At 65.3% G+C, this 16,330-nt stretch carries 15 protein-coding genes and 1 tRNA gene; 8 read left to right on the forward strand and 8 right to left on the reverse strand.

The window, feature by feature from the left end; genetic code table 11:
• Positions 1 to 7: 7 nt before the first annotated feature.
• Positions 8 to 1,102 (reverse strand): alanine dehydrogenase, encoded by a 1,095-nt coding sequence (gene ald, locus FHS98_RS03235; protein WP_167099704.1) that lies wholly within the window; start codon positions 1,100 to 1,102, stop codon positions 8 to 10.
• A gap of 137 nt (positions 1,103 to 1,239) precedes the next feature.
• Here ald and FHS98_RS03240 point away from each other — a divergent pair, with 137 nt between their 5' ends.
• The 4 genes from FHS98_RS03240 to FHS98_RS03255 all read left to right on the forward strand — a co-directional run bounded on the left by FHS98_RS03240 (position 1,240) and on the right by FHS98_RS03255 (position 4,941).
• Positions 1,240 to 1,683, forward strand: a complete 444-nt coding sequence (locus tag FHS98_RS03240; protein WP_167099707.1) for an Lrp/AsnC family transcriptional regulator — start codon at positions 1,240 to 1,242, stop codon at positions 1,681 to 1,683.
• A 194-nt stretch (positions 1,684 to 1,877) separates the two neighbouring features.
• Positions 1,878 to 3,836 carry a potassium transporter Kup gene (locus FHS98_RS03245; RefSeq protein WP_167099710.1) on the forward strand — a complete coding sequence of 653 codons (1,959 nt, stop codon included), beginning with the start codon at positions 1,878 to 1,880 and terminating at the stop codon, positions 3,834 to 3,836.
• 8 nt (positions 3,837 to 3,844) lie between these two features.
• Entirely contained in the window at positions 3,845 to 4,426 is a 582-nt protein-coding gene (locus FHS98_RS03250; protein ID WP_167099713.1) for an NTP transferase domain-containing protein, read from the forward strand.
• On the forward strand, positions 4,426 to 4,941 hold the full coding sequence (locus FHS98_RS03255; protein WP_167099716.1) for a 2'-5' RNA ligase family protein: 516 nt from the start codon (positions 4,426 to 4,428) through the stop codon (positions 4,939 to 4,941). Before FHS98_RS03250 ends, FHS98_RS03255 begins: the two co-directional genes overlap by 1 nt.
• A gap of 4 nt (positions 4,942 to 4,945) precedes the next feature.
• Here the strand turns inward: FHS98_RS03255 and FHS98_RS03260 are convergent, their stop codons facing one another.
• Positions 4,946 to 5,356: a DUF3775 domain-containing protein gene (locus tag FHS98_RS03260; RefSeq protein WP_167099719.1), complete on the reverse strand. Its 411-nt coding sequence runs from the start codon at positions 5,354 to 5,356 to the stop codon at positions 4,946 to 4,948.
• A 148-nt stretch (positions 5,357 to 5,504) separates the two neighbouring features.
• Here FHS98_RS03260 and FHS98_RS03265 point away from each other — a divergent pair.
• A tRNA-Met gene (locus tag FHS98_RS03265) sits at positions 5,505 to 5,581 on the forward strand.
• Positions 5,582 to 5,720: 139 nt separating this feature from the next.
• On the opposite strand, the gene FHS98_RS03270 is transcribed toward FHS98_RS03265, so the two are convergent.
• The 6 genes from FHS98_RS03270 to FHS98_RS03295 form a co-directional block, all read right to left on the reverse strand.
• Positions 5,721 to 6,407, reverse strand: coding sequence for a hypothetical protein (locus FHS98_RS03270; protein ID WP_167099722.1), 687 nt, complete (start codon positions 6,405 to 6,407; stop codon positions 5,721 to 5,723).
• Positions 6,408 to 6,499: 92 nt separating this feature from the next.
• Positions 6,500 to 6,811 carry a hypothetical protein gene (locus tag FHS98_RS03275; RefSeq protein ID WP_167099724.1) on the reverse strand — a complete coding sequence of 104 codons (312 nt, stop codon included), beginning with the start codon at positions 6,809 to 6,811 and terminating at the stop codon, positions 6,500 to 6,502.
• A gap of 163 nt (positions 6,812 to 6,974) precedes the next feature.
• Entirely contained in the window at positions 6,975 to 7,547 is a 573-nt protein-coding gene (locus FHS98_RS03280) for a hypothetical protein (RefSeq protein WP_243847820.1), read from the reverse strand.
• Positions 7,548 to 7,702: 155 nt separating this feature from the next.
• Positions 7,703 to 9,064 (reverse strand): Gfo/Idh/MocA family protein, encoded by a 1,362-nt coding sequence (locus FHS98_RS03285; protein ID WP_167099730.1) that lies wholly within the window; start codon positions 9,062 to 9,064, stop codon positions 7,703 to 7,705.
• Between the two features lie 14 nt (positions 9,065 to 9,078).
• Positions 9,079 to 10,230, reverse strand: a complete 1,152-nt coding sequence (locus tag FHS98_RS03290) for a Gfo/Idh/MocA family protein (protein WP_167099733.1) — start codon at positions 10,228 to 10,230, stop codon at positions 9,079 to 9,081.
• A gap of 15 nt (positions 10,231 to 10,245) precedes the next feature.
• A complete protein-coding gene (locus tag FHS98_RS03295) occupies positions 10,246 to 10,692 on the reverse strand; it encodes a cupin domain-containing protein (RefSeq protein WP_167099736.1) in 447 nt (148 codons plus the stop codon).
• Positions 10,693 to 11,060: 368 nt separating this feature from the next.
• On the opposite strand from FHS98_RS03295, the gene FHS98_RS03300 reads away from it, so the two are divergent.
• The 3 genes from FHS98_RS03300 to FHS98_RS03310 all read left to right on the forward strand — a co-directional run bounded on the left by FHS98_RS03300 (position 11,061) and on the right by FHS98_RS03310 (position 16,326).
• Positions 11,061 to 12,125 carry a PKD domain-containing protein gene (locus tag FHS98_RS03300; protein WP_243847821.1) on the forward strand — a complete coding sequence of 355 codons (1,065 nt, stop codon included), beginning with the start codon at positions 11,061 to 11,063 and terminating at the stop codon, positions 12,123 to 12,125.
• Positions 12,122 to 13,537, forward strand: coding sequence for a glycoside hydrolase family 28 protein (locus tag FHS98_RS03305; protein ID WP_167099742.1), 1,416 nt, complete (start codon positions 12,122 to 12,124; stop codon positions 13,535 to 13,537). Before FHS98_RS03300 ends, FHS98_RS03305 begins: the two co-directional genes overlap by 4 nt.
• A gap of 137 nt (positions 13,538 to 13,674) precedes the next feature.
• Positions 13,675 to 16,326, forward strand: coding sequence for a glycosyl hydrolase 115 family protein (locus FHS98_RS03310; protein WP_341786014.1), 2,652 nt, complete (start codon positions 13,675 to 13,677; stop codon positions 16,324 to 16,326).
• Positions 16,327 to 16,330 lie beyond the last annotated feature (4 nt).

The raw sequence follows: 16,330 nt of genomic DNA on the forward strand, positions 1-16,330 counted from the left end.
GTTCCGCTTAGTTCAGCGGGAGATCCAGCGCCTCGGCCACCGCCGCGTGGCGGATCTTGCCGCCCGAGACGTTGAGGCCGTTGGCGAGGTGCTTGTCGGCCGCCATCGCCTTCTCCGCGCCCATGTTGGCGAGGCGCAGCGCAAACGGCAGCGTCGCGTTGTTGAGCGCGAAGGCCGAGGTCCGCGCGACCGCGCCCGGCATGTTGGCGACGCAATAATGGATCACGCCATCCACCTCGAACACCGGATTGTCATGCGTGGTGGCATGGCTGGTCTCGAAGCAGCCGCCCTGATCGATCGCGATGTCGACCAGCACCGAGCCGCGCTTCATCGTCTTCAGCATGTCGCGGGTGACGAGCTTGGGGGCGGCCGCGCCGGGGATCAGCACCGCGCCGATCACGAGATGCGCCTGCTTCACCGCCGCCGCGACGGCCGCCTTCGAGGCATAAGCCGTCTTGATCTGGCTGGAGAAGAACATGTCCAGCTCGGCCAAGCGATCATTGTTGATGTCGTAGATGGTGACGTCGGCGCGCATACCGACCGCCATCTGCGCCGCGTTCACGCCGGCGATGCCGCCGCCGAGGATCGCGACCTTCGCCGGCGCCACGCCCGGAACGCCGCCGAGCAGGACGCCACGGCCGCCCTGCTCCTTCTCGAGATAATGCGCGCCGACCTGCACGGACATGCGGCCCGCGACCTCGGACATCGGCTTGAGCAGCGGCAGGCCGCCGCGATCGGATGTCACCGTCTCATAGGCGATGCAGGTCGCGCCGGACTTCATCAGGCCTTCCGCCTGCGCTTTGTCGGCGGCGAGGTGGAGATAGGTGAAGAGCAGGTGGTGCGGTTTCAGCATGGCGATCTCGCCCGGCTGCGGCTCCTTCACCTTGACGATCATTTCGGCCTTGTCGAACACCGAGGCGGCGTCGGGCAGGATGGTGGCGCCGGCCTCCACATAATCCTGATCCTCGAAATCGATGCCATGCCCGGCCTTCGTCTCGACGAACACCTCATGGCCGGCCGCGACCAGCTCGGCGACGGACGGGGGCGTCAGGCCGACGCGATACTCGTGATTCTTGATTTCCTTGGGAACACCGACACGCATGGAATCCGCTCCTTTGTTCTGACAGGCCGTCATTCTAGCGCAGATCGACGCAACGGATTTCCCATCTTTTGGCGCCTTTGGAGCCGAGATCGGGAAAATCTTGTGCCTTTTGCGGCTAAAGGGCAAAAATATCCCGTATGAGCGACATAGACCGAAAAATCCTCCGCCTGCTCGCCAGAGACTCGGCGTTGACGAGCGAGGCATTGGGAAACCGTGTCGGCCTGTCCGCCTCGGCGGCGCATCGGCGGGTCAAGGCGCTGGAGCAGGCGGGCATGATCCTCGGCTATCGTGCCCGTCTTTCGCGACAGGCGGAAGGCAATCCTTCCACCGTCTTCGTGCAGGTGACGCTGGTGGATCAGAGGCGGGCGACGATGGAGGCGTTCGAGGCCGCGCTCGCCCGCACCGCGCATGTGCGCGAAGCCCATCTGATGAGCGGGGAATCGGATTATCTGCTGAAGGTGCTGGTGCCCGAGCAGGATAGCTATGAGCGTATCCATCGGGAAATCCTCGCGGCTCTGCCGGGCGTCCATCGTCTCGTCACGCAATTCACGATCCGCACGCTGGCCCCTGCGGAAGGATAGAAACAGGGTGGTTCCGGGCGCGCGCGGCCTTTCGGTCGTGCGGGATCGGGAACGCCCTTACCTGCGTGGCGTTGCAGGGGAGAGAGAGGGCGTGCTAGGGCCTCGGCCCAGGGAAGCCGGAGGGGGTGCCGGCAAGTGGCGGGAACAGGCTGAGTGACCTTTCGACGTCATCGTATTCTTCCGATGATCTTCCGATGAACGACACGCTGGAGGAAAAGGCCGTCCCGGCCGCGTCCGCCGCCGAGTCGCTCCTCGCGCAGGATGGCCACGACTCCCATGCGGGCGAGAGTCTGCTGAAGCTGTCGGTCGGCGCGATCGGCGTCGTTTTCGGCGATATCGGCACGAGCCCGATCTACGCCTTTCGCGAGACGTTCGCCGGGCACCACCCGCTGACGCCGGATGCGATGCATATCCACGGCGTGCTGAGCCTCATCTTCTGGTCGATGATGGTCGTGGTGACGCTGAAATACGTCACCATCATCATGCGCGCCGACAACAAGGGCGAGGGCGGCAGCCTCGCGCTGCTGGCGCTCGTCTCGCGCTCGGTGCAGGGCGAGAAGCGCTGGACGCGGGGCCTCGTGCTGCTGGGCGTGTTCGCGACGGCGCTGTTCTTCGGCGACAGCATGATTACGCCGGCGATCTCGGTGCTGTCGGCGGTCGAGGGCCTCACCGTCGTCGAGAGCGGCATGGCGCCACTGGTCATCCCGATCGCGGTCGGCATCCTGATCGGCCTGTTCGCGCTTCAGGCGCGGGGCACGGCGCGGATGGGCGCGTTGTTCGGCCCGATCATGATGCTCTACTTTGCCGCGCTGGCGGTGCTCGGCGCGATCAACCTGATCGCCAGGCCGGGCGTGCTGGTGGCACTGAACCCGATCTACGCGCTCCATTTCTTCGCGGTCGAGCCGGTCCATGCCTTCCTCGCCATGGGCTCGGTCGTGCTGGCGGTGACGGGCGCGGAGGCGCTTTATGCCGATATGGGCCATTTCGGCCGCAAGCCGATCCGCGTGTCGTGGCTGGCCTTCGCGCTGCCGGCGCTGATGCTCAACTATCTGGGACAGGGGGCACTGATCCTCTCCGCATCGCCGACCGACGCGATGGCGATGATCCACTCGCCCTTCTTCCTGCTCGCGCCGGACGAACTGCGCCTGCCGCTGGTCATCCTTGCGACGATGGCGACGGTGATCGCCAGCCAGGCGGTGATCTCGGGCGCCTTCTCGGTGACGCAGCAGGCGATCCAGCTCGGCTTCATCCCGCGCCTCAAGATCACGCACACGTCGGCGAGCGCGGCCGGGCAGATATATATCCCCGTCATCAACTGGACGCTGATGGTGATGGTGATCCTGCTGGTGTTCGGCTTCCGCACCTCGACCAATCTCGCGGCGGCCTACGGCATCGCGGTGACGGGGGCGATGCTGATCGACACCTTCCTGCTGGCGGTGCTGCTCGTCTCGCTGTGGAAGTGGAACAAGCTCGGCGCGGGCGCGCTGATCGCCGTCTTCCTCGCGGTGGACCTCGCTTATTTCTCCGCCAACCTCACCAAGGTGCCCGATGGTGGCTGGTTCCCGCTGCTGATCGGCCTGATCGCCTTCACGTTGCTCACCACCTGGGCGAAGGGGCGTCAGCTCATGATAAAGCGGCTGAGCGAGGTGGCGATGCCGGTCACCGTGTTCGTGAAGTCGGCCGCCAACTCGGCCGAGCGCGTGCCGGGCACGGCGGTGTTCATGACGACCGCGCGCGATGGCGTGCCCCACGCGCTGCTCCACAACCTCAAGCATAACAAGGTGCTGCACGATCGCGTGATCCTGCTGACCGTGAAGATCGAGGACGTGCCCTATGTCGGCCAGTCCCATCGCGCGGAGGTGAAGGAGTTCGGGCAGGGCTTCTATCGCATGGTCGTCCATTACGGTTTCATGCAGGAGCCGGACGTGCCCGCGGCACTGGCCTGCGTGCAGGGGATCGGCGCGCCGCTGCGCATGATGGACACGAGCTTCTTCCTCGCGCGGCAGACGCTGATCGCCTCTTCGCGACCGGGCATGGCGGTGTGGCGCGAAAAGCTGTTCGCCTGGATGCTGCGCAACGCGGAAAGCGCGATGGAGTTCTTCAAGCTGCCGTCCAACCGGGTGGTGGAACTCGGCAGCCAGGTCGAGATCTAGGACAAGCGATGCGCGTCGCGATCCTGCTCGCGGCAGGCGCATCGCGGCGGTTCGGGGCGCCCAACAAGCTGTTCGCGCGGATCGGGCGAGAGACGCTGCTTGCGCGCGCCATCCGTATCGCGAGGGCCGCGCCGGTGCAGCGGCTGATCGTGGTGACCGGCGCACAGCATCTGCGGGTCTCGGCGGAAGCGCGCCGCGCGGACCGCCGGGCGATCGTCCTGTGCGCGGCGGCGTATCGGGAAGGACTGGGAGCGAGCCTCAGGGCGGCTTCAGGCGCGTTACGCGCGATCGATCGTGAGGCGTTCCTGTTCCTGGCCGATATGCCATGGCTGGCCGGAGATCAGGCGCGGCATCTGTTGAGACGGGCGGAGCAAGGCGACGATCTCGTCCGGCCGGTCCATCGCGGACGTCCCGGCCATCCCGTGCTGCTCCGAGGCGCGGCGCTGGCCTCACTGGCGACTGCGCGCGGGGATGAGGGGCCGGGGAGGGCGCCGGCCTTCCGCGCGAGGCTGCTCCCTGCCGACCGTCGCTGCGTCGCCGATGTCGATCGGCCGGGCGCACTGAACCGGCGCATCCCCCGGCTCCGCTGATGTCCGGGACGGCCCCCATCATCGTCGCTGCCGAACTGGGTGTGGCGGACTTCGCATGGCTCGACCGGTTGCGTCGCGAGCATTTCCCGTCGGAGCGCAACCTCCTGCCCGCACATCTGACGCTGTTCCATCATCTGCCGCCCAGCCTGCTCCCCGAGCTGGATGCCCGCCTGCGGGCCGGGATGCGTGCGACAGCCCGGCCGGCGGTGACGATCGGGGAGCCGATGCTTTTCGGCCGGGGCGTCGCGCTGCGGGTCAGGAGCATGGCGCTGGAGACGCTGAGGGAGGAATGGGCGGAAGCCTTCGCCGGATCGCTGATCCCGCAGGACGCGGCCGCATGGAGGCCTCACGTCACCATCCAGAACAAGGCGGAGCCCGACACTGCCCGACGGCTTCATGATGCGCTCAAGCGGGATTTCCCACGGCCGCGCCCGCTCGCTGTGACCAGCGTCGCGATCCATTATTATCGTGATGGGCCATGGGAGCTTATCCGGCGATATCGCTTCGCCGGCTGAAAGCTCAGTCGATCTGCCCCGTGCCCTCGCAGCTCAGATCGAAGGTCGCGAGGCCGGAGTCGAGATATTCGGCGAGCGTCGGCATGTCGAGAAGCTGGTCGACGGGCGATTCGCCGCTCGGATCGCCGGCGGCCTCCAGCGCATCCTCCCATTCGGAAGCGTCATAGGTGCCCCGGCCGACCATCGCGAGCGCGAGAAGCTCGACCTGCTGATCGTCCGCCAGATCCTCGATCGCGGTGCGCAGTTCGTCCTCGACGGTTGCGTCCGTTTCCGATTCGAGGGCATCGAACTCATCCTCCTCCGAATCGTCCAGATCGTCGACGTCATCGGGCGCGGTGTTCGGTTTCGGAGCCTCCAGCTCACGAGCCCGGAGGATGATGCGGCAGATCAGATCGAGCGGCGTTTCGAGATCCATCGGACTCCCCTGACTGGTGGACGGATATGTCCGGCGAAACGATAGGAGGGCGTAGCGGTTCCGATGAATCCGACAGGCTGTTGACGCTGCCGTTACACCTGCCTATAGGCCCCGCCACAGCCGGTGACACACCGGCCGGCCCGATCGGGGCGGAGTAGCTCAGCTGGTTAGAGCAGCGGAATCATAATCCGCGTGTCGGGGGTTCAAGTCCCTCCTCCGCTACCATCGACGGACCCTTCCAGGCCCTCTATGTCTGGCGGATATTGGCCGTTTTCCGGGTGATCGCCTATGGGGCGCCCGAAGTATTTCCTGTCGGAGCCCAACAGTCGGCTTGAGCATCCGAAACCCTGTTTTGATGCATCTTTCAGCCGCTGTTGCCGTTCACGACAGTCTGAAGCCGCAAGCGTGGAAACACGTCCTCGATCGGCTTCGTATCGGGCAGCACATACACATAACCGCCCTTCTCTCGGAACAGCGGGCTCAGGAGGCCGCTGTAGAACGCCTTGGGCACGTTGATGCAGCCGAAGGTGATGCGATTGTCGGCTGACGTCGGGGACAGCATCCGCTCGCGCCGATGCTCCTTCGGGCCGACGTCTTTGGGGATCGGATGGAGCGCCACCGACGTGGCATAATCCACCCAGAGAACCCGCTGCCCAGCCACCGGCAACCCGAACTTCGCGAGAAAGCGCCCCGCCGGCGTGGTCTTCTCAGCCGGCCCGAGATCGGCCAGCTTCTTGCTGCCGACGCCGGGGCTGGCCTCGTCGCCCACGGCGATGCCGATCAACACGGGCACCGCGCCGAGCGGCTTTCCTTCCGGGTCGAACAGGAACATGGCCGCATTCGGCTTGTCGACCACCGCCCAGGGCAGCGAATGGTTGTCCTTCGATGCGATGACCCACTCCGCCACGCGCCTGGTGTCTTCCGAGGGAATGATCGCCGGCTTGGCCGCGCGGCTCGTCGGATGCGCCTTCACGGGTTTGGACGGGTGTGCGCCCGCCGCAGCCGGAACGATCAGCGCGAGCCCGGCCAGCGCCCGCAGGACATGGATCATCTGTTCGAAACACTCAAAAAAGGAATCGGCCGTCCCACCGGGGGACGACCGACACAAGAAGGGGACTGATTAATATGCGTCGCCGTGCGCGATCAATGGCGCGGCCGCTTGGCGCGCTTCTGCTCCTGCGCGGTCAGTCGCTGGTCGATGCCATCCACCCGGCCGCTGAGCTGATCGAGGCGTTGGCCGTTGTTCTGCGCCTGGCCGGATGCGGCCTGCGCCTCTTGCAGTGCCGATTTGGCCGTGCCGTCGGTCTCCTGCAATTTCGCTTCGAGCGTGTCGACGCGATGGCTCACAGGAGCGATCTGCTCACGCACATAGGACTTCGTGGCGCAGCCGCCGAGGCTGACGGCACCAGCCAAAGTCACCATGGCGAGCATGGATTTCGACGCAATAGAGGACATTCGTTTCTTCCTTGTTAACCAACCGGAGCAAGCAAGCCGAGCGGCGCTCTCCCTACAATCCACATTCTGTTCAACGGTGCATTTTCCTGGTCGGGCAGATCTTCGCAGTGTGGCCCGGCTCGTTTTTCGGGCACTTCACCGCAATGGTGAAATCCCGCGTGCGTTACTTCTTCGATTCTCGCGCCGGGGACGCTGCGAACGGATCCTTCGGAATATCGCTTGAACGCGCCTTCCCGGCGGCTGCGGTCTCCGGTTTTCCCTGCTGGGCGTCGACGCAATGTCCAAGCTCGGCAACTGCCGCGCCGCCCCCATCAAGGCTCAGCCGCTCAACGGGCACGTCGCCGCGCGAGATCTGAAGGGTCTTGGATGCAGCGAAGTAGGATGGGAATTTCGCGCCGAAGCTCGTCACGAATCCCTGTTTCCCGTCCGATACTATGCCGATGGCAAAATGTGCGGGGTAGCTGCTGTTGGAGAGGCGAAAATTCAACTTCAGCCGCTGCTTGGATTTGATCGACCAGTTGGCGTTCAGCACCGAAAGGCGGTTTGTGCCATCGATATCGAGACCGAGGAGCAGCGTCGTTCCGCCGCTTCGCTCATATTCCCGGGTCAGGAAACATCCTTTTCCGTCTTTGCTTGCCGCCACCGTCCAACTGCCGACATCGCGTGACGCATAGTCGCGGGCGGCCGCCGGATCGCTCGCGGAGAGGCCGGTGGTGCCAATCAGGGTGAAGAACATCCATCGCGCGGCTGGACGAAGCCGAGCCCGAACGTTGGGGCCGGCGCACTCGATGGGTTTTTGCGGCATTGCCATGAACATGTTTCTCCGCGCCGATCTTAACCGACGGCATCGCCGTTGGCCACGATTTCGGGCCGGCCGATCATGTCGCAGGCTCAGATCGCGTAGGGTGCCCTTTGTGGTCTGCTCAGCATGGCGTTGGCCGCGTCGTCGCCGATGAAGCGTTCGGCGGTGGGATCCCAGCGGAGGCGGCGGCCCGTCTTCATCGCGATCCAGTGGAGGAGGCAGGTCGAGCAGGCGCGGTGACCGATCTCGGCCGGCGCGGCGTTGGGCGCGCGGGTGTGGATCGAGTCCAGCCAGTTGCGATGATGCTCCGGGCTCTTCATCAGATGCACTTCGTTCGCGCCGATCACGCTGGTCAGGATCTTGGGATCGCTCGCGGTCAGCGGCGGACTGGTTCGTGGGCCGGAAGGGTCGGATGCCGTGACCGCGCCGCTGCGCGTGACGAAGATCCAGCCTTCGTCGCCGATGAAGCGCACGCCGTTCGGGAGCGCGCCGGAGATCGTCATCTGCACGCCGTTGGCATAGAGCCCATGCGTCTCGAACGCGCCGTGGACGTCCCACAGCCCGCTCTTGGGGAACTCGGCGTGGCCCCAGACCTCCACGGGGCCGGTCAGCTCGGTATCCATGCCCCAATGGGCCGTATCGACGTGATGCGCTCCCCAGCCGGTAATCATGCCCGCGCCGAACTGCTCGCAGCGCAGCCAGCCCGGCCGATCCTCCAGCGAATGCTGCGGGTGGACGCGCATCTCCGTATAATAGACCTCCGGCGTCGAGCCCAGCCACGCCTCATAGTTGAGGTTGGGCGGCACCGGCATCGGCGGGGCGGCGGGGCCGGAGGGATCGCCCGGCAAGCCCACCTCCACCCGGCGGAGCGCCCCGATGCGGCCGTTGCGCACCAGTTCGCAGGCGCGATGGAATTGCGGCCACGGGTCCATGCCGCGCTGCTGCGATCCGATCTGGACGATGCGATCCGACGCCCTGGCGACATCGGCCATCTTGCGCCCCTCCGCGATGGTGAGCGAGGCGGGCTTCTGGAGATAGACGTCCTTGCCCGCGCGGATGGCATCGATGGCCAGCCGGGCATGTTGATGGTCGGGCGTGGAGATCAGGACGGCATCGATATCCTTGTTGGCCAGCAGCGCGTGATGATCGCCATAGCCGCGCGTGCCGGAATAAGGGCGCTGCGTCCGGGTGGCATAGGCCTCGTCGACGAGGCGCTGGCCCGCAGCGAGGCGGTGCGTATCCAGATCGCACACGGCGACGATGTGGGCATCGTCGTGCTTCAGCACCTCCTTCATGTCGTGCCCGCGGCTGATCCGGCCGACGCCGATCGCGCCGACATTGATCCGCTTGCTGGGAGCCGTCGCGCCGAGGACGCTGGCCGGCACGATGATGGGAAACCCGATCGCCGCCGTGGCCTTGATGGCGGTGCGTCGTGAGATGATCCGCTGCATCGCTACGCTCCTGCTCAGGACAAGACGGGCCGGGTGGCATTCTTCTGGGCGAGCAGCACCAGTTCGGCGGCGAGAAGCGCACCTTCCTGATCCTGCGCGACGGAGGTGCGCTCGACGATATCGGTTACGAATTGCGGGCCGAAGGGCAGGTGGACCTTGCTGCAATCCATGTAGCGCACGCCCTTGCGGTCGGCGATGAACAGGTGATCGCCGCCGGGACGTCCGAGGATGTCCACATATTTGCGCAGCTCGATATAGCCTTCCGTCCCGAGCAGGAAGAGGCGGCCATCGCCCCATGTCGGCAGCCCGTCCGGCGTGAACCAGTCGACCCGGATATAGCCGGTGCCACCATCGCCGCAGACCATCATGTCCCCGAAATCCTCGAAGGCGGGGTGATCCTGATGCGCGAGGTTGCCGGTCTGCGAGGCGACGACATGCGCCCTGGTGGTGCCGGTATAATAGACGAACTGATCGGCCTGGTGGCTGCCGATGTCGGTGAGGATGCCGCCATAGCGGGCCTTGTCCCAGAACCAGGCGGGGCGGGTGGGGGCGCTGATCCGGTGCGGGGCGATGTTGATGGTCTGCACCACCTTGCCGATCGCGCCCTGACGGACCAGTTCCCCAGCCATCACGGCGGCCCGCACCTCGAGCCGCTCCGAATACATGATGGCGAACTTGCGACCTGTGGCCCGGATGGCCCGGCGCACCTCGGCAAGCTGATCGAGCGTGGTGATTGCGGGCTTGTCGCTCAGATAATCCTTCCCCGCCTGCATCACGCGGATGCCGAGCGGCGCGCGCTGATCGGGGATCGGCGCGCCCGCGACGAGCTTGATCGCCTTGTCCTCGAGTATCTCCGCCTCGCTGCGGGCGAGCTTCACCGCGCCATAGCGCTTGCGGAAGGTCGCGATCTGCGCGGGGTCGATCGCGTGGAAGGCGGTCAGCACGCCGCCGCCCCGGATCATGGCATCCGTCATCGCATAGATATGCGCGTGGTCCAGCCCGATGACGGCGAAGGGCACGCGATAGCGCGCTTCCGGCTCCGCCGTCACCGGGGCGGCGACTTCGGAAACGGCGTTCCCCTGAGACAATGACTGGGCGAGCCCTTCGGCGGCCAGCCCCGCGGCAAGGCCCGCCCCGAGCAGGGCGCGGCGATCGATGGGGTTCATCGCATTCTCCCGATGTCAGTGGGCGGGTGTCGTGGCGCTCTTCCAGTTGATGACGTGATATTGCGCGGGCGTGCTGCCGACGTTGCGCAGTGCGTGCAGCGAATTGGAGGCATTGAAGATAACGGAACCCGGCCCGACCCGCTTCCACTGGCCGTTCGACAGCGTTTCGACCGTGCCGCGATCGATAATCACCAGTTCCTCATTGGGATGCCTGTGCGGAGGATGCGACGCGACGCCCGGATTGAGCGTGGTGACGTGCATCTCCAACTCGTCCAACGTGGCGGTCGGCTGCTTCACGATGGACCGGACTTCGCCGGTTCCGTTTCTGACGGCGGTCATGGCGTTCCAGTCGAAAACCGCCGGCCCCAGGATCGCTTTCCTCTCCTGAGCCCAGGCCATCGCCGAGCAGCAGATAAGCGCTGCTGTGGCGGTGAGCATCGCACCCGTGACGGTGAGCCGCATCCTTCCCTCCCATACGCATGGCTTTACGCGCCTTCGTGGTGGCGCGGTTCTTGTTAGCGCTCTCAAGGGGGAGGTTAGATTTGAAGCTGGCTATGCGTCAACGGCGAAGCTTCGCCGTGCCTGCGCGGATGGGTGCGTACCGCTCCCCACGGGGAGGACGAACGCCCGAGAAAATGATTGATGGAATAAAGTGCCATATCATGAAATAGAGTTCTATTAGATGGAATGACTGATCGAGGGGAGGCGGCATGGGAAAGGGGTGGCCACGAGCGTCCGGCCGGAACGTATGCCCTTCGAAGGAGACGCGGCTTTGCGGTTTCGGCCTCTCGGTGCTGGTTCTGGCGTGCGCGTCGCCATCCCTGGCGGCGATGTGTCCGCCACAGGGCTATCCGGTTTTCCAGTTTCCCGCCGATGCCATTCCCCGGATCGATGGCGACACGAGCGATTGGGCGATGGTGCCGCCCTCTTATGTCATTGGCGGGGATCGCCTCACCGCCGATGATGGATCCGGCGCCCATCCCGATCCGCGCAGCCTCCAGGTCGCGGTCAAGGTCGGCTGGGTGAAGGGCCTCAACCGCCTCTATTTCCTCTATGAAGCGACGGACGATGTCTGGGATTTCGGGGAGGCAGGCCTCCATAACGATACGTTCGAGTTGATCGTCGACGGCAACCGCTCAGGCGGTCCGCTGATCTCCCGCTTTCATCCCTTCAAGCCGCCCCATGCCACGGCACCGGCGGACACCGGGCCGGGTGTCGACGAGCAGGCCGCCTGGTTCGACTTCCAGAACGTCGACGCCCAGAACTACCATATCTTCACGCCCGCTCTGAACAAGGACTGGGCGATGGCGTGGGGGCCGCAGGCCGCCTGGATCAAGCGGTTGCCCTGGTCCAACATCGCCTATCGCTATGGCTTCAGGCCGGGCCAGTCCGGCCGGCTGGTCGCCGAGTTCTGGATCACGCCGTTCGATCATGCGGATGCCCGTGGCGGGGCCTATTCGGTCGAGAGCCAGCTTTCGGAGAACAAGGTGATCGGCATGTCCTGGGCGGTCATCGACTATGATGGACCGGGCGGCGCCCATCATTTCTGGAACCTGTCTCCCCATCACACCATGTACGGTCAGGCATCCGAATTGTGCGGTTTCCGACTGATGCCGCTCGAGCCCGCCGAGCGCCCCGCGATCAGGGCGGACTGGTCGTTCGTCATTCTCGACAAGGCGCAGCGGACGGTGGCTTTCCATGACGACACGCTCGGCCCGGCGACCCGCTGGGACTGGGATTTCGGCGACGGCACGCACGCGAGTGAGCAGCATCCGGTCCACCGTTATGCCACGGCGGGCAAGTTCGTCGTGACCCTGCGCGTGAGCGGGCCGAAGGGGCAGTCGACGCTCTCCAAGGTGTGGGATGTCTCGTTTCAAGGGGATCCGGCGCGATGATCGATCGCCGTACCATGCTGGCCGCCGGTGCCCTGACGGTGGCCGGGGGCATGACGCCCGATATTCTTGCCGCCACGCGACCCGCCCTCGATATCCGCGATTTCGGCGCGGTCGGCGACGGCGTGACGCTCGCCACCGCCGCCTTGCAGCGAGCGATCGATGCGGCGGGGCCAGGTCGGTGCGTTCTGGTGCCGGCCGGCCAACGTTTCGTCATCGGCCCGGTGAAGCTCGCCGGCGGCATCGAATTGCGCATCGACGGCGTCCTGCTCGCGAGCACGGACCCGGAACATTATCCCGACAAGGCAGCGGGGCTGCTCCATGCCAGGGGGGCGGATCGTCTGACCCTCTCGGGAAGCGGGACGATCGATGGCCGTTCCCCGCAATTCATGGATCATTATGACGCGGAGAACGAATGGTATGTGCCCAAGCCGTTCCGCCCGCGATTGCTCGTGCTGGAGGATTGTGCGGACCTCGTGATCCGCGATCTGGAAATCCGTCAGGCGCCGTCATGGACGATCCATCTGCTCGGCTGCCGGCGCGTGCTGGTGGATCGTGTGAGGATCGACAATCAGCTCGACGTCCCCAATTGCGATGGCATCGACCCGGATCACTGCCAGGATGTCGAGATCCGCAACTGCCATATCCGCTGCGGCGACGACGGAATCGTCATCAAGACCACGCGCGGCGGCGAGCATTTCGGCCCCTCGCGCAATATCCATGTCCATGACTGCGTGCTGGAGACGCAGGACTCGGGCCTGAAGATCGGCACGGAGACGGTGCAGGATATCCGCGACGTGGTCTTCGAGCGATGCACGATCGTGAACTCCTGTCGCGGCCTGTGCATCCAGTTGCGCGACGCGGGAAATATATTCGGCATCGTCTTCCGCGACATTCGCTTCACGGCCCGGCATTTCTCGCCGCCATGGTGGGGCCGGGGCGAGGCGATCTCCTTCACGGCCATCCCCCGCAAGCCGGGCGCGGCGCTCGGCAGCCTGCATCATGTGACGGTGGAGCGGGTCACGGGCCGCGCCGAGAACAGCGTGCGGATCGAGGGGAGCCCGCAAGCGCGGGCGCATGATATCACCCTGCGTCGGGTGGACCTGACATTGGGGCGCTGGACGCGCTATCCCGGAGGGATATTCGACAACCGCCCGACGGAAGCGGTCGAACCTCTGGAGCCGCACGATACGCCGGGCTTTCACATCCGCCATGTCGATCGTGTGAGCCTGGATCATTGTCGCCTGCGGTGGGAGGCCAATCCACCGGCCGAGTTCAGCCATGCTGTCGAGGCCGTCGATGTGACGGGGCTTGCCATGCCCGGTTTCGTCGGCACGGCGGCGCATGGTGGTCAGGAGGCGGTCGCCTATTCGACGATGTGGGTTGGGGGGCATCGCCGCGGTAACGCCACCTGAGCAAGATTTGCCCGCGTGGGATTCCCGTCTTGCCGCCGATCGTTCTTTCACCGGCTCGATCGTCACGGCCGGAGGTGCTTGCGCTTCCGTGCTCAGTCGCCGATGGTAGCGCTAGCATAAAAACAGGAGAGAAGACGGTGATCGAGCCGAGCAAGCGCGCGATGACGCGCAGGATGCTGCTTTGTAGCGCTGCGTGTGCCAGTGCCGCGTTCTCGCTGCGAGCGCCGCTGCTGGCGTCGGCCATACCGTCTTCGGCGCAGGGGAGTGCAAAGGCCTTCCCCCTGATCGAGAACTCGATACCCGCCGCGATCCTGATCGATCGCAACGCGGACACCGCCATCGTGCATGTGGCGGACAGCTTCTCCAGCGACCTCGAACGGGTGAGCGGGCAGCGGCCGCGGCGTTTCATCGGCCCCGATGGGCTTCAGGGGCCTGTCATGATGATCGGCGTCCTCGGCCAAAGCCCGACGATCGATCGCCTCGTCCAGGCGGGGAAGATCGACGCGACCAGCCTTCACGGAGAATGGGAGGCTTTCCTCCAGATCGTCGTCGATGATCCCCTTCCCGGTGTGTCGCAGGCATTGGTGATTGTCGGTGCCGATCGCCGTGGCGCGGTATTCGGCACCTATGACATATCGGAGCGCATCGGGGTGTCGCCCTGGTACTGGTTCGCCGACGTGCCGGTGGCGCGGCGTCGCGATGTCCTGATCCCGGCGCGCGCGCGACGCGATCAGCCGAAGGTCCGCTATCGCGGTTTCTTCATCAACGACGAGGATCCGAGCTTCAGCGGATGGGCGAAGAAGAAATTCGGCGGGATCAACTCGGCGCTCTACGCGCATGTGTTCGAATTGCTGCTACGGATGAAGGGAAATTATCTGTGGCCGGCGATGTGGGCGCCCAAGGCCTTCGCCGACGACGATCCCGACAATCAGCGCCTGGCGGATGCGATGGGCGTCGTCATGGGCAGTTCGCATCATGAGGTGATGATGCGCGCCCAGGACGAGTGGCATCGGCATACGGACCTGGGCGTCACGGGCGGCCCGTGGGATTATACGAAGAATGCCGAGAATCTCCGCACCTTCTGGCGTGGCGGGATCGAGCGCATGATGTCGAAGGGCGGCGGCAAGGCTTATGAGTCGGTCGTCACCATCGGTATGCGCGGCGACGGCGACGAGGCGATGACCGAGGGCGCGGCCGTTCCTCTGCTGGAGCGGATCGTGGCCGATCAGCGCAAGATCATCGCGGAAGCGACCGGCAAGCCGGCGAGCGAAACGCCGCAGATATGGGCGCTCTACAAGGAGGTGCAGGATTATTACGATCACGGCATGAAGGTGCCGGACGACGTCACCCTGCTGTTTTCGGACGACAACTGGGGCCAGATCAGGCGCCTGCCTGCCCCCGGCACGCCTGCTCGCCGGGGCGGCTACGGCATTTATTACCACTTCGACTATGTCGGCGGGCCGCGCAACTACAAGTGGATCAACACCAACCAGATCGAGAAGGTCTGGCAACAGATGGACCTCGCCTATGCGCGCGGGGCGCGAGCGATGTGGATCGTCAATGTCGGCGACATCAAGCCGATGGAATATCCGCTGAGCTTCTTCCTGGCGATGGCGTGGAACCCGGAGGCGATGACCCCGGCGGCGCTTGCGGCCTATCCGGCTGTCTGGGCCGAGGCCGTTTTCGGCCACGAACAGGCCGGGGCCATCGGCGAGATGATAACCGCCTACAGCCGATATACGGCGCGCCGGAAGCCGGAACTGATCGATCAGGACAGTTTCGCGCTCGGGGGCATCACGCCCGATGGGCTGGATGGTGGCGAATTCGGCGCGATGGTGGCCGAATGGGATGCTCTGGAAGCGCATATGCTCGAAGTGCGCACCCGGCTGCGCCCCGATCAGCTCGACAGCTATTATCAACTGGTCGAGTTCCCGATCGCCGCCATGGCGAACCTCTACCGCCTCTATTACGCGGCCGCGTGGAACAAGCTGCTGGCGGCGCGCAACGATTCCCGCGCCAATGTCTTTGCCGACGGGGTGGAGGCCAGCTTCGCGCGCGATGGCGAACTGACCCGGCGCTATCACACGATCCACGACGGGAAGTGGGACGGCATGATGGCGCAGGTCCATATGAGCTATGTCATCTGGAATGATCCCACTCAGCAGACGATGCCGAGCATCATGCGCGTCGGGGCGGATACGCCGAACGATCGGAGAGACCGGAAGCCGAAATTCGTCGAACGCGCGCCTGTGCCGGAGGGCGTGATCGCCATCGAAGCGACGGCATTCAGCCGGGCGAGGGGCGGGCGGGGGCTGCATTGGCAGCGCATCCCCAATTTGAGCCGCACCGATGGCGCGGTGCTGGCGCTTCCCCAGGGGCGGCCCGCGACGTCGCCGGCGGATGCTGTCTGCCTCGAATATGATGTGACCGTCGGGAAAGCGGGGCCGGCGACGCTGACGCTTGATCTGGCGCCGACGCTGGACACCATGAGGGCGGGCGGTCTGCGCATAGGCGTGTCGATCGACAATGGCCCGGTCCAGATGCTGAAGATCGACATGGAGCCCACCGGCGGGGCATCCGATATTCCGGCCAGCAAACGGTGGACCCAAGCCGTTTGCGACAATGTCTCGCGGCTCTCCGCTGCGATGGGAAGGCTGGCCGCCGGACATCATGTGGTGAAGCTCTGGCGCATCGACGACAATGTCGTTCCCCAGAAGCTCGTCCTGAGCACCGTGCCGCTGGCCCCGTCCTATCTCGGCCCCGAACCGCGCGCTTCTGGCAGGCCCTAGCCGC

It is taken from the genome of Sphingomonas oligoaromativorans (assembly GCF_011762195.1).
GTDB lineage: Bacteria > Pseudomonadota > Alphaproteobacteria > Sphingomonadales > Sphingomonadaceae > Solisphingomonas > Solisphingomonas oligoaromativorans.

Excerpts from the sequence above, each read along its gene's own strand:
- ald (WP_167099704.1), bottom strand. The coding sequence starts at position 1,102 with ATGCGTGTCGGTGTTCCCAAGGAAATCAAGAATCACGAGTATCGCGTC.
- FHS98_RS03240 (WP_167099707.1), top strand. The coding sequence starts at position 1,240 with ATGAGCGACATAGACCGAAAAATCCTCCGCCTGCTCGCCAGAGACTCG.
- FHS98_RS03245 (WP_167099710.1), top strand. The coding sequence starts at position 1,878 with ATGAACGACACGCTGGAGGAAAAGGCCGTCCCGGCCGCGTCCGCCGCC.
- FHS98_RS03250 (WP_167099713.1), top strand. The coding sequence starts at position 3,845 with ATGCGCGTCGCGATCCTGCTCGCGGCAGGCGCATCGCGGCGGTTCGGG.
- FHS98_RS03255 (WP_167099716.1), top strand. The coding sequence starts at position 4,426 with ATGTCCGGGACGGCCCCCATCATCGTCGCTGCCGAACTGGGTGTGGCG.
- FHS98_RS03260 (WP_167099719.1), bottom strand. The coding sequence starts at position 5,356 with ATGGATCTCGAAACGCCGCTCGATCTGATCTGCCGCATCATCCTCCGG.
- FHS98_RS03270 (WP_167099722.1), bottom strand. The coding sequence starts at position 6,407 with ATGATCCATGTCCTGCGGGCGCTGGCCGGGCTCGCGCTGATCGTTCCG.
- FHS98_RS03275 (WP_167099724.1), bottom strand. The coding sequence starts at position 6,811 with ATGTCCTCTATTGCGTCGAAATCCATGCTCGCCATGGTGACTTTGGCT.
- FHS98_RS03280 (WP_243847820.1), bottom strand. The coding sequence starts at position 7,547 with ATGTTCTTCACCCTGATTGGCACCACCGGCCTCTCCGCGAGCGATCCG.
- FHS98_RS03285 (WP_167099730.1), bottom strand. The coding sequence starts at position 9,064 with ATGCAGCGGATCATCTCACGACGCACCGCCATCAAGGCCACGGCGGCG.
- FHS98_RS03290 (WP_167099733.1), bottom strand. The coding sequence starts at position 10,230 with ATGAACCCCATCGATCGCCGCGCCCTGCTCGGGGCGGGCCTTGCCGCG.
- FHS98_RS03295 (WP_167099736.1), bottom strand. The coding sequence starts at position 10,692 with ATGCGGCTCACCGTCACGGGTGCGATGCTCACCGCCACAGCAGCGCTT.
- FHS98_RS03300 (WP_243847821.1), top strand. The coding sequence starts at position 11,061 with ATGTGTCCGCCACAGGGCTATCCGGTTTTCCAGTTTCCCGCCGATGCC.
- FHS98_RS03305 (WP_167099742.1), top strand. The coding sequence starts at position 12,122 with ATGATCGATCGCCGTACCATGCTGGCCGCCGGTGCCCTGACGGTGGCC.